Source organism: Bradyrhizobium sp. SK17, from assembly GCF_002831585.1.
GTDB lineage: Bacteria > Pseudomonadota > Alphaproteobacteria > Rhizobiales > Xanthobacteraceae > Bradyrhizobium.
In genome coordinates this window covers 5205646-5218153 of the sequence record NZ_CP025113.1, presented here as the reverse complement: position 1 = coordinate 5218153, position 12508 = coordinate 5205646, and the positions used below count along the sequence as shown (strand labels likewise).

13 protein-coding genes are annotated in these 12508 nt (G+C 64.4%); 5 read left to right on the top strand and 8 right to left on the bottom strand.

Annotated features, from left to right (window positions below; translation table 11 throughout):
* Positions 1 to 13: 13 nt before the first annotated feature.
* Entirely contained in the window at positions 14 to 412 is a 399-nt protein-coding gene (locus CWS35_RS23945) for a DUF2306 domain-containing protein (protein WP_100954113.1), read from the bottom strand.
* Positions 413 to 651: 239 nt separating this feature from the next.
* Entirely contained in the window at positions 652 to 1143 is a 492-nt protein-coding gene (locus tag CWS35_RS23940) for a single-stranded DNA-binding protein (protein WP_024583984.1), read from the bottom strand.
* Between the two features lie 447 nt (positions 1144 to 1590).
* Here CWS35_RS23940 and CWS35_RS23935 point away from each other — a divergent pair, with 447 nt between their 5' ends.
* From CWS35_RS23935 to uvrA, 4 genes are all read left to right on the top strand, one after another.
* On the top strand, positions 1591 to 2334 hold the full coding sequence (locus CWS35_RS23935; protein ID WP_024583983.1) for an outer membrane protein: 744 nt from the start codon (positions 1591 to 1593) through the stop codon (positions 2332 to 2334).
* A gap of 241 nt (positions 2335 to 2575) precedes the next feature.
* The gene (locus CWS35_RS23930) at positions 2576 to 3334 is read left to right on the top strand and encodes an outer membrane protein (RefSeq protein ID WP_024583982.1); all 759 of its coding nucleotides are present in this window, start codon (positions 2576 to 2578) and stop codon (positions 3332 to 3334) included.
* Positions 3335 to 3579: 245 nt separating this feature from the next.
* Complete coding sequence (locus CWS35_RS23925) at positions 3580 to 4239, top strand: outer membrane protein (RefSeq protein WP_100954111.1); 660 nt, start codon at positions 3580 to 3582, stop codon at positions 4237 to 4239.
* A gap of 240 nt (positions 4240 to 4479) precedes the next feature.
* A complete protein-coding gene (gene uvrA / locus CWS35_RS23920) occupies positions 4480 to 7461 on the top strand; it encodes an excinuclease ABC subunit UvrA (RefSeq protein WP_100954109.1) in 2982 nt (993 codons plus the stop codon).
* Positions 7462 to 7614: 153 nt separating this feature from the next.
* Here uvrA and CWS35_RS23915 read toward each other — a convergent pair whose 3' ends face one another.
* The 6 genes from CWS35_RS23915 to CWS35_RS23890 form a co-directional block, all read right to left on the bottom strand.
* A complete protein-coding gene (locus tag CWS35_RS23915; RefSeq protein ID WP_100954107.1) occupies positions 7615 to 7983 on the bottom strand; it encodes a VOC family protein in 369 nt (122 codons plus the stop codon).
* Positions 7984 to 8172: 189 nt separating this feature from the next.
* Positions 8173 to 9111: a cytochrome D1 domain-containing protein gene (locus CWS35_RS23910; RefSeq protein WP_100954105.1), complete on the bottom strand. Its 939-nt coding sequence runs from the start codon at positions 9109 to 9111 to the stop codon at positions 8173 to 8175.
* Between the two features lie 2 nt (positions 9112 to 9113).
* Entirely contained in the window at positions 9114 to 9653 is a 540-nt protein-coding gene (locus CWS35_RS23905; RefSeq protein ID WP_100954103.1) for an SRPBCC family protein, read from the bottom strand.
* Positions 9654 to 10083: 430 nt separating this feature from the next.
* On the bottom strand, positions 10084 to 10800 hold the full coding sequence (locus CWS35_RS23900; protein WP_100954101.1) for a Crp/Fnr family transcriptional regulator: 717 nt from the start codon (positions 10798 to 10800) through the stop codon (positions 10084 to 10086).
* Between the two features lie 7 nt (positions 10801 to 10807).
* Positions 10808 to 11035, bottom strand: coding sequence for a hypothetical protein (locus CWS35_RS23895; protein ID WP_024578292.1), 228 nt, complete (start codon positions 11033 to 11035; stop codon positions 10808 to 10810).
* Between the two features lie 61 nt (positions 11036 to 11096).
* Positions 11097 to 11861, bottom strand: a complete 765-nt coding sequence (locus tag CWS35_RS23890) for an AAA family ATPase (protein WP_024578293.1) — start codon at positions 11859 to 11861, stop codon at positions 11097 to 11099.
* A gap of 66 nt (positions 11862 to 11927) precedes the next feature.
* Here CWS35_RS23890 and CWS35_RS23885 point away from each other — a divergent pair, with 66 nt between their 5' ends.
* Entirely contained in the window at positions 11928 to 12266 is a 339-nt protein-coding gene (locus CWS35_RS23885; protein ID WP_157817214.1) for a hypothetical protein, read from the top strand.
* Positions 12267 to 12508: the final 242 nt, after the last annotated feature.

Here is a 12508-nt window from a genome sequence, read left to right as displayed (position 1 = left end):
CCTGGCCGTTCGATCACTGCCCGAACACGACGGCGTGCATGATCCGCCCGGGCACGAAGGTGAACAGGCCGGCAATCACCAGCGCGCCGAAGAAGATGCCGATCATCGTGAACTTGTGGCTGCGGACATTGTGGCGCCGCGCCGCCAACACGCCGAGCACCAGCATCACCAGCGAGAAGATCGACAGCAGATGGATCGGGCTCCACGGACCGACCAGCCGGAGCTGATGGATCCAGAACGAGCTCCCGGCGACGATGACCATCAGGATCACCCAGATCCAGCCCAGCGTCCGATGCGGCAACGTGCCCTTGGGCGCGGCCAGTTGGATGGCGCCGAGCACGAAGGCGGCCATCGCGGCAAAGGCATGGAGCGGGATCGCAGGCGCGGCGTCGAGCAACGGCGCAAGGCTCATGATGGCGGCCCTCGAATTGGCGGCCGAACATCATTTCGCCGCGCCCAATGTAAATATCATTCACATCAAGCACTGTCAAAATTTGGGGAACCCGCCCGCTCAAACCTCCGAGAGCACGTAATTTCAGTGGACTACGAGGTTATCCTCATTGTCCACATTAATCTCTTGCCTCGCGCGTCATTACGCCGCCCCGGAACGTGAGCTTCCCGGAACGGCTGGTCGAACGCGGAAACCATCGGTCAGAACGGGATGTCGTCGTCCATGTCGCTGTTGCGGCTGCCGCCGCCGGCGGCGACCGCGCGGCGCGGCGCCGAGCTGACCGGACCGGACGAGCCGAAATCGCTGCCGCCATCATCGGAGAAGCTGCCGCCTCCGCCGCTACGGCCGTCGAGCATGGTGAGGTTCGAGTTGAAGCCTTGCAGCACGACCTCGGTCGAGTACTTCTCGACGCCGCTCTGGTCGGTCCATTTGCGGGTCTGCAACTGGCCCTCGATGTACACCTTGGCACCCTTCTTCAGGTATTGCTCGGCGACCTTGCAGAGACCCTCGTTGAAGATCACGACGCGATGCCACTCGGTCTTTTCCTTGCGCTCGCCGGTGCCCTTGTCGCGCCAGGTCTCCGAGGTGGCGATGGAAAGGTTTGCGATCGGACGGCCGTCCTGCGTCCGCCGGATTTCCGGATCCTTGCCGAGGTTTCCGACCAGGATCACCTTGTTCACGCTTCCCGCCATCGCATCATCTCCACCTAAACCGGGCCGCCGGACATCGGCCGCCACTCTCAACCTTCGCCACTTACCTGCAGGCGTCGTCGAAGACCCTATACGCCGGCGCCGGCCCGGTGCCTTTGCCGTCGCGCGGGTTATCCACGATTATCGGGATATAGCATCTCGGCCGGAATTGTTCCAGTTTTGTTCGCCACAACCAACCGTAGCAATGGCTGGCGCCGACCGCGCTGCCGCCGGCTTCGCCTCAGATCGCCGGCCGGCCGTTGCGACTTGGAAAAATTCAAAATAAATCAGCACCTTGCCTAACCACCACTTCATCCGCGAGTGTTGCTTTTGGGAGACGGCGTTCGCGGTTGAATCAGCGTATAAGTTCCAGCCATGGCGCGGGCGCTCGCGTCTGGGATCGTGCTTCGGGACAAGTTGGAAGCCGATCGGGGAGCTGGGGGATTGATTATGAAGAAGTTTTTGCTCGGTACGGTCGCGTTGATCGCGTTCGCTGCGCCGGCCGCGGCGGCCGATCTGGCTGCCCGTCCCTACACCAAGGCGCCGCCGATGATCGCCGCCGTGTACGACTGGAGCGGCTTCTACATCGGCGCCAACGGCGGCTGGGGCTCGAGCCACAATTGCTGGAACCAGACCCCGGGCGGAATTTCCATCGGCAGCGATGGTTGTCATGACGCGACGGGCGGCGTCGCCGGTGGCCAGATCGGCTATCGCTGGCAGTCCGGCACCTGGGTGTTCGGCCTCGAGGCACAGGGCGACTGGGCTGACCTGAAGGGCAGCAACGCCAGCGTGATCTTCCCGGGCCTCTTCACCAACCAGAGCAAGATCGACGCTTTCGGCCTGTTCACCGGCCAGATCGGCTACGCCGTCAACAACACGCTGCTCTACGTCAAGGGCGGCGCGGCGCTGACCGACAACCGCTACAGCACCTACTTCACGCCGACCGGCGTGCTCGCCGGCCGCGCCAGCGACACCCGCTGGGGCGGCACCGTGGGCGCCGGCGTCGAATTCGGCTTCGCCCCGAACTGGACCGCTGGTCTCGAATACGACCACCTGTTCATGCAGGACAACACCTACAACCTGGTCACCCCGACCGGCGCGCTCAACAGCACCATCCGCGAGCGCCAGGACGTCGACCTCGTCACCGTCCGCGTCAACTACAGGTGGGGCGGCCCGGTGGTCGCGCGGTACTGATCACGGAACAGATTTGGTCCAAACGAAAAGGCCGGCGTTGCGCCGGCCTTTTTGCTGTCCGGCTGCATCTTCGTCGGATCGCCCCGGCATCCGACCCCGAATCGATCATGGTTAAATCTTAATAAATCGTAAAATATCAAGCAAAATCAAAATCTTGTCGGTGTTGCGCGGGCGCTACGCCGAATTGCAACCTGTGCTGGTAGCCTGTCTCGCAGTGATCGAATCGAAGTGGGATGGATCCATGAGACAGCTCCTTTGTGCAGCCGGCCTCGCCGTGCTCAGCGTTGCGTCCGTGTCAGCGGCTGACCTCGCCGCGCGCCCCCCTGCTCCGGCGCCAGTCCTCGTCGCGCCGGCCGTCAGCTGGAACGGCTTCTACCTCGGCGCCCAGGGCGGCGGCGGCTGGGGCACCAGCAACGAGACCTATCTCGGCGCGCCGAACGACGCGGCATTCTATGGCACGCAGAACTACAACACCGGCGGTGGCTTCATCGGCGGCGTGATCGGCTACAACGTCCAGGCCGGGCCGGCCGTGTTCGGCATCGAGGGCGACTACCACTGGTCGGCCATCACAGGCCGCTCCGACATCATCAATGTCGGGCCACCCAGCGTGCTCGACAGCTACTACACCGCGCTGCGCAGCTTCGGCGACATCAAGGGCCGGCTCGGCTACGCCGACGGCGCCACCTTGTGGTTCGTGAGCGGCGGCGCGGCGGTCGGCGACATCCAGCACCGCTACAACGCGGGTCTCGCGCCGCCCTCGGTGTCGGCCAGCGACACGCGCTGGGGCTGGACCATCGGCGCCGGCGTCGAATACATGCTGGCGGCGAACTGGTCGGCCAAGTTCGAGTACAACTACATCGATCTCGGCAAGGTCGCCCCGATCCAGTATTCACCCGCGCTCAACGACCGCTCGGAATGGAGCGACACGTTCCACACCGTCAAGCTCGGCATCAACTACCATTTCAACGCGCCGAGCCCGGTGGTCGCCGCGAAATACTGAACCGGACGCGGCGCGACATCGTATCGAGACGGCAGAGCCGGCCTCATCGCCGGCTCTTTCGCTGTGCGTGCGCATAAGCGCTCGATGCCCAATTTCCGGGCATTGTGGTTTCCCGGATACAGAAGTTCCAGCATTTCTATGTAGAAACATATGAACGTCACGCGACACTGCGATGACGCGCCCTCCGGCGTTTCGGAGGGGCAAAAAGAAAATGGCCAAGAAAAAAAGGGATTTGGACTTTGAAAATGAGGAATGTTTTGCTGGCATCGGCCGGCATGCTTGTACTAAGCGCGTTTGCACCGGCCATGGCCGCCGATATGGCGGCTCGCGCCCCCTACGTGAAGGCTCCGCCGCCGGTCGCTTACACCAACTGGACCGGCTTCTACATCGGCGGCTTCGGTGGCTACGCCAGCGAGAATTCCGGCAACCCGAAGATGGAAGGCGGCTTCGTCGGCGGCACCATCGGCTACAACTGGCAGGCCGGCAACATCGTGTACGGCCTCGAGGCCGACGGCGGCTGGGCTGACGTCGATGCGTCGATCACCACGCTCGGCACCACCGTGAAGAGCAAGACCGATGCGCTCGGCACCGTGCGCGGCCGCTTCGGCTTCGCGGTCGACAAGGTGCTGTTCTACGGCACCGGCGGCTATGCCTGGATCGACAACAAGATCACTGTCAGCGCGCTTGGCATCACGGCGTCGCAGAGCAACTTCCACTCCGGCTGGACCGTCGGCGCCGGCATCGAGGCGTTCATCGCGCCGCAGTGGTCGATCAAGGGCGAGTACCTGTACCGCAGCCTCGGCAGCGAGAACTATTTCGGCGTGCGCTCCGGCGACCTCAACCTGCACAGCGTGCAGTTCGGCGTGAACTATCACTTCGGCGGCCCGATCCTCGCCAAGTACTAATCGAAGTACCCAGATCGCACGGAAAGGCCGGCCTCGCGCCGGCCTTTTTGCGTTTCGGAACCTGTCCTGCTGACTGCTGCTGCCATCAGGCAAACTATCCGTTGATGGCGATCATTCAGCACTGGAAATTGCCGGCCGTTCTTCCTACGTTCCAGTCCTCACACCCATCGGCGCAAGGTCCCGGCAGCACCGGCGATGCGCGCCCAAAAGGCGCAGCGTCACGCGCCCGGAATTGCCGCAATGGATGAAGTGCTCAAGGCGAAGCGCCAACCGACCGCCGGCTCCTCATCGCGCGCCATCACCATCCGCGGCGCGCGCGAACACAATCTGAAGAACGTCGACGTCGAGATTCCGCGCGACAAGCTCGTGGTGTTCACCGGCCTGTCCGGCTCCGGCAAATCCTCGCTCGCGTTCGACACCATCTACGCCGAGGGCCAGCGCCGCTACGTCGAGTCGCTGTCGGCCTATGCGCGGCAATTCCTCGAGATGATGCAAAAGCCGGATGTCGACCAGATCGACGGCCTGTCGCCGGCGATCTCGATCGAGCAGAAGACCACCTCGAAGAATCCGCGCTCCACCGTCGGCACCGTCACCGAGATCTACGACTACATGCGCCTGCTCTGGGCGCGCGTCGGCGTGCCCTATTCGCCCGCCACGGGCCTGCCGATCGAGAGCCAGATCGTCTCGCAGATGGTCGACCGCGTGCTGGCGCTGCCCGAAGGCACCCGCCTCTATCTGCTGGCGCCAGTCGTGCGCGGCCGCAAGGGCGAGTACAAGAAGGAGCTCGCCGAATACCTCAAGAAGGGCTTTCAGCGCGTCAAGATCGACGGCACCTTCCATGAGCTCGCCGAGGCACCGGCGCTCGACAAGAAATTCCCGCACGACATCGACGTCGTGGTCGACCGCATCGTGGTGCGCCCCGACCTCGCCCAGCGCCTCGCGGAAAGCTTCGAGACCGCGCTGAAGCTCGCCGAGGGCCTCGCCGTGATCGAATACGCCGACGCGCCGGCGGCAGCGGCGAGCGACAAGGAAGACAAGAAGAAAACGGCAAAAATCCACGACAAGAGCGGTCCCGAGCGCATCCTGTTTTCGGAGAAGTTCGCCTGCCCGGTGTCCGGCTTCACCATCCCCGAGATCGAGCCGCGGCTGTTCTCGTTCAACAATCCCTATGGCGCCTGTCCGGCCTGCGGCGGCCTCGGCGTCGAGCAGCATATCGACGAGGACCTGGTCATCCCCGACAAGGACCTCACCCTGCGCAAGGGCGCGATCGCGCCCTGGGCGAAATCGTCCTCGCCCTATTACATCCAGACCCTGACCGCGCTCGGCAAGCACTACAAGTTCACGCTCGACACCAAATGGAAGGACCTGACCAAGAAGGTCCAGAACGCGCTGCTGCACGGCTCCGGCGACGACGAGATCAAGTTCTCCTATGAGGATGGCGTCCGCTCCTACGACACCAAGAAGCCGTTCGAGGGCGTCATCACCAACCTCAACCGCCGCTACCGCGAGACCGAGAGCGAATGGGCGCGCGAGGAACTCGGCAAGTATTTCTCCGACATCCCCTGCGAGGGCTGCCATGGCTACCGGCTGAAGCCGGAGGCGCTGTGCGTCAAGATCGGCGGCAAGCATATCGGCGAGATCTCCGACCTCTCGGTGAAGCGTGCCGGCGAATGGTTCGAAACGGTGCCGGCGGCGCTGAACGCGCAGCAGAACGAGATCGCCGCCCGCATCCTCAAGGAGATCCGCGAGCGGCTGACCTTCCTGCTCGACGTCGGCCTCAATTACCTGACGCTGTCGCGCTCCTCCGGCACGCTGTCCGGCGGCGAGAGCCAGCGCATCCGCCTGGCCTCGCAGATCGGCTCCGGCCTGACCGGCGTGCTCTACGTGCTCGACGAGCCGTCGATCGGCCTGCACCAGCGCGACAATGCCCGCCTGCTCGATACCCTCAAGCGGCTGCGCGACCTCGGCAACACCGTGGTCGTGGTCGAGCATGACGAGGACGCCATCCGCCTAGCGGATTACGTGCTCGACATCGGCCCCGGCGCCGGCATGCATGGCGGCAACATCGTCGCCGAAGGCACGCCCGACCAGATCATGCGCAACCCGAAATCGCTGACCGGCAAGTACCTCACCGGCGAGCTTTCGGTGCCGGTGCCCGACCGGCGGCCGCCGAACCACCGCCGCACCATCAAGGTCGTCAACGCCCGCGGCAACAATCTGAAGAACGTCTCGGCCGAGATCCCGCTCGGCCTGTTCACCTGCGTCACAGGCGTCTCCGGCGGCGGCAAGTCGACCTTGCTGATCGACACGCTGTACCGCGCCATCGCCCGCAAGCTCAACAACGCCAGCGAAGGCGCCGCGCCGCACGACCGCATCGAGGGATTGGAGCATATCGACAAGATCATCGATATCGACCAGTCGCCGATCGGCCGCACGCCGCGCTCCAACCCCGCGACCTATACCGGCGCCTTCACGCCGATCCGCGAATGGTTCGCCGGCCTCCCCGAAGCGAAGGCACGCGGCTACGAGCCCGGGCGCTTCTCGTTCAACGTCAAGGGCGGCCGCTGCGAGGCCTGCCAGGGCGACGGCGTCATCAAGATCGAGATGCACTTCCTGCCCGACGTCTACGTCACCTGCGACACCTGCAAGGGCAAGCGCTACAACCGCGAGACGCTGGAGGTGCTGTTCAAGGGCAAGAGCATCGCCGACGTGCTCGACATGACCGTCGAGGAGGCCGCCGAGTTCTTCAAGGCGGTGCCGCGCGTGCGCGAGACCTTCCAGACCCTGCACCGCGTCGGCCTCGACTATATCCATGTCGGCCAGCAGGCCACCACGCTGTCCGGCGGCGAAGCCCAGCGCGTCAAGCTCGCCAAGGAATTGTCGAAGCGCGCCACCGGCCGCACGCTCTACATCCTGGACGAGCCGACCACTGGCCTGCACTTCCACGACGTCGCCAAGCTGCTCGAGGTGCTGCACGAGCTGGTCGCCCAGGGCAACACGGTCGTGGTGATCGAGCACAATCTCGAAGTCATCAAGACCGCCGACTGGGTCATCGACCTTGGCCCCGAAGGCGGCGACGGCGGCGGCGAGATCGTGGCCTGGGGCCCGCCCGAGGATATCGTCAAGGCACCGCGCAGCTACACCGGCAAGTTCCTGGCACCGGTGCTGAAGAAGGCGAACAGCAAGCCGAGGAAGAGCTCAGCGAGCGAGGCGGCGGAGTAACCAACGTAGGGCAGATTGGCGAAGCGTAATCCGCCGGTCTGTTACAGTAAGCGAGTAGCCCGCATGAGCGAAGCGATATGCGGGGGTGTCGGCCCGGATGCGCTGTCGGCTCCCGCATATCGCTACGCTCATGCGGGCTACAGCAAGCGCGCCTCACCTTCCGCGGCGCGTTGCGATCTGCCACACATTCGCCCATGCATCTCGAACCATTGCCCGCCGGTCACCGTATGCCGTATCCGCTGGGCTCTCAATCGTTTCGGCGCCGGCCGCAACCGCACGGCGATAGGTCTCGTCCGCGTTCGGAACGTAGACATAGAAAGAGCCCGGCATTGCGTCCCGTACGGCTCCGCCGTCGCTGATCAGAAGCATCGAGTCTCCGATCCGGATTTCGGCTGGCGCGCCGGAGCGGGCCTCGCCTTCCGCACCGAAGACGCTTCGCAGGAATTCGGTCAGGCCGGCGGGATCGCGGGTGACTAGTCTCGGGATGACGCACGGCCAGCCGTCAGGCTTGAATGAGGTCATGGGCCTGCCCTTGATGAAGCGGCGACGATCGGTCGCCGATAAGCCTACCACGAAGGCAGATCGTAGGGCGGGTTAGCCGACCGCGTCCACCGCAGCTCAACGAGCGAAGGTGGAAGGCGTAACCCGCAGCGTCTCTGCGACCGGAATGGTGGGTTACGGCTTCGCCTAACCCACCCTACGTGCCGGCCCCTAGTCGGTCCGTCTCAGGAACGCTCCGAACGCCCGCGGTCCGTCCCCGACCTTGACCTCGCCGACGACCTTCAGCTCGACCGCATCGATCACGCTCAGCGTGTTGCTCTCCCAGTTCGCGACCACGATGCGCTTGCCGTCGGCGGTCGCCTCGATGCCTTCGGGATAGTCGCCGACCGTGATCCGCTTCAGCGGCTGCAAGGTCGCGAGGTCGAACACGCTGACCTTGCCGTCATACTGGTCGGTGACGAAGCCGCGGCCCTGTGCCAGCGCCACCGCGTAGGGCCGCAGGCCGACACGCACGCGCCCGAGTTCGCGGGCGGTCGCGATGTCGATCACGGAGACATCGTTGGAGCCGACATTGGCGGTGTAGGCGCGCTTGCCTTCGGCATCGATGGTGATGCCGAACGGACGGGCGCCGACCTTCACGATCCCTCTCCGCTCGTGCACAGACGTATCTGTTATCGAGACGCTGTCGTCGTCGCGATCCGCCGAGAGCAGCAGGTGCCCGTCCGGCGTCACCGCGAGCCCGGACGGCGATGCGCCGACCGCGATGCGGCCGACCACGCGCTGCTGTTTGGCGTCGATCACCCGCACCGTGGCAGCGTACCAGTCGGCAACGTAGACCGTCGCATCGTCAGGTGCGATCGCGATGCCGAGCGGGCCGCCGCCGACATCGATCCGGCCGACCACCTTTCGCGCCGATGCGTCGACCACGGTGACCGCCTTGGCATCCGGGCTCGTCACATAGGCGAAACGGCCATCCGCGCTGACCGCAACGCCCGCGGGCTTGCCGCCGATCGCGATGGTCGCGACCGGCCTCGACGTCACGAGATCGACCACCGTGAGATCATCGCTGAGCTGGTTGGTGACGAACGCCTCTTCAGCGTGCGCGCTGCCGAGCCCGGCGAGCAGCGCCAGCAGCGCGACCACCCGCATGATCAGGTGCCGCTCTCGATCTTCTTCTTCAGCGCCTCGAGCCCCGCGCGATAAAGGCCGCTCACCGCCTTGATGGCGGCCTCGTCGTTCAGCTCCGGCGGCGGGTCGTTGTTGGGATAGCCGCGGTAGAATGCGCCGGCCCATTCCAGCTTCGCCTTGCCGTCGGGCGCCGGCGACACCGTCAGCGTCGAGGAATAATTGGTGACCGGCAGCACCTTCACGTCGACCGCGGTGATCCGGTACGAATAGCTCAGCATCTCCGGCTCGTATTTGTAGAGCTCCTCGTCGATGGTGACGCCGGGCGCCAAGGTCAGCCGCCGCGTAGCGCCGATCTCGTTGCCCTTCTCGCCCTCGGTCTTGGTGACGCCGGCAAGCCAGCTCATGTCCTGGAAATTGCCGATCACCGCCCAGACCTTGGCCTGCGGCGCGTCGATCTCGATGGATTCGCGAACCTTCTGGCGGGTCGGCCCATGTGCCCATGCGGCCCCCAGCACGGCCAACGCCACCAGCACGGCGCCAGCCCCCGCGATCGCTCTCCTCATCTCGTCCCCCCGGTTTTCGGTCTTCCGCCAAGCGCGTGCCGAAGTTCATGTTCCGGTATTCTGGAGCAGATGGAAAGCGGCTGCTTGCACCAGAGTGAAGTTCGCCGCCGCCGATGTTCTCCCGGAGGCAAGCCTGCTGCGACAATCATGATCGCGCTCGCCAAATGACTGACTGGCTTACGGCCCGCGGTCAGGCCCAGCCGCCGGCTCACGTTGCTCGCGAGATGGTGCCGGTTTGAGAAGCGGAAATTTGCCGGGACGTTGTGACGGCAGCGCAAATCACAGCCAGTCCGAACGCGATTGAAAATGCGACCAAAACAAATCGTGGCGTCATCGACGAGGTTCCGTTCCCGAGGACGCCCCCCTTTAGGAGATTTAGTCGTTCGCAGGCCCTCGTTTCAAGCCCTCCACGGCGCTGTTGGAAGATCGACTACGTGGGCTGAGCCTTTCGCTGCAAATAGTCCGGATTGAATTCAGCCAGCTGTTCCAGCTCCGCCCGGTTCGGCAGCGAAACCAGCTCCCCGCGCCACTCCAGCAATCCTCGCTTCCGGAGCGCCTGCAAGGTTCGGTTGGTATGGACCGTGGAAAGGCCGCAGGCCGATCCAATATCCGCCTGTGTCAGCGGGAACGCAAAACTGTCCTGATTGAGCAGGCCGACGAACTCCAGACGCACGGCGAGCTCACAAAACAATTGGGCCACGCGACGAATGGCATCCAGCGCTCCAAGGTTGCCGACCCAATGTCGAAAGATCGCGGCGTCGATCAGCGTTTCGCGCCAGAATGTGTGCACGAGTGAAGGCTGCTTGTCGAACAGCGCCTTGAGCGCCGCGTGCGGTACCGTCGCGACGGTGCTCTGCCCGACGCTGATCAGATCGTGGTCCATGGTCGGCAAATACAACGTCATCAGGTCGGGGATGTCGCCCGGAACGTGCAGCGACAGGATCTGGCTGCGATCTCCGACGATCTTCTGGCGATACAGAAAGCCGTTCATCAGCGCGACGCAGTTCAGCGCCCGGTCGCCTTCCCTCAGGATGCTTTCGCGATCGCCGAGCGTCCGGATCGTATGTGGAAGCGCATTGAGTACGGCGCGTTCGTCCTGCGAAAGGCCGGTGACCGCCTGTAGGCGCGCGATCAATCGTTGGTGCATTGCAGGGTCACTTGGTTGAAATGGTGAGGGTGGCGCCGGCAACAACGCGCACGCCATCGCGGACGTCGATCGTCAAGCGAACCTCCTGGCCATCGCGGGACATGTCGAGCGCGGCGTCGCCGGCCGCCGCCAACGCCATGGCCCGCGCAGCGTCGAGGCTGTCCAGCTCCTGCCCCGTTTCGTCGATTGTCGCAGCGCCGTCCGAGCAATGATAATCGAAGAAATATCGGGTCATGCAGCCGTAACACGCGGGCGCCGTTTCGGTTCCTTTCGGTTCCCTCCGATTTCGAGTCACCTCACTCCGTGATCACCGCCTCGACGAAGCCCTTGGGGTCGTCGCAGAACTCGCGCATCAGCCGGTAATGGTCGGTGTCCCTCAGGTTCACCGGTTCGAGGCCATATTTGGTCAGCCGCAGCAGCGTCGCGTTCGGATAAGCCATCAGGATCGGCGAATGCGTTGCCATGATGACCTGGCAATGGCCGGTGCCGTGCATCCGGTGCAGCAGTTTGAGGAACTCGATCTGGCGCGATGGCGACAACGCGGATTCCGGCTCGTCGAAGATGAAGATGCCCTGCCGTCGGCAGCGCTCCTCGAAGAAGCGCAGGAAACCTTCACCGTGCGAGTGGGACAGGAAGTCCGGCGGCATGTCGCCGACGTCCAGTGCTGCTTCATCGAGATAGCGCGCCACCGAGAAGAAGCTCTCGGCACGGAAGAACCAGCCATTGGTGATCTTGGGCAGCCAGCTCGCGCGCAGCGCCGTCGCCAGCGAGCCGCCCATTTTCTCCACCGCACCGCCGTGATCGACGGCGCGATAGCCCTTGCCGCCACCAGCGTCGTCATAACCCGCCATCACGGCGATGCCCTCCAGCAGCGTCGACTTGCCGGTGCCGTTCTCGCCGACGATGATGGTGATGGCCTCCTCGAAGCTCAGCTCGAAATCATCGCGCAGCAACGGCAGCACGAACGGATAGGCCTGGCGGTTCGGAATCCGTGCCGGATCGAGCCACACCCGCTTCAGATACGGCGCGGGCATGTTGATCGGGCGATTTCGTCTGGCCATGGGCACGGATCCGGGGAAACAACGGCGGGCGCATCAGTTTATGATAGGCGCCCGCGACAATCCTAGATGGCCCAATGCCTCATGCCCAGCAAGGCCTATGCCCGCTTCCGCAACGCGATCCTCACCGAGCAGCAGATCGTCTGCGTCTACGACGGCCGGCCACGCGAACTGTGTCCGCACGTCATCGGCCACAGCAAGAGCGGCGAAGAGGTCGTGCTGGCCTGGCAGTTCGCCGGCGCGAGCTCCGGCAAGCTGCCGCAATGGCGCTGCCTGCGGCTCGCCAATGTCAGCGACATCCGCCTGCGCGAGGGCTCCTGGCACGAAGGCGGCTCGCACCTGACGGAGCAGACCTGCGTCAGCGCGATCGACCTCGACATCAACGTCCATGTCCGCAAGCGGCGGTGACGCGCCCTGGCGCTGGGTTGCGCGACGGTGCAAACCTTCCGTGGCGCCCTGCCCACCCGTCATTGCTGTCATCGCCCGGCTCGACCGGGCGATCCAGTACGCCGCGCCCCATCGGCTCAATAATGACCGCCTCTGGAATACTGGATCACCCGCTTTCGCGGGTGACGACACCGTACAAGCTGTTTGCAGTTGGGGCGAGAAAGAGCCACATCGTCGTCCCGGCGAAGGCCGGGACCCATAAC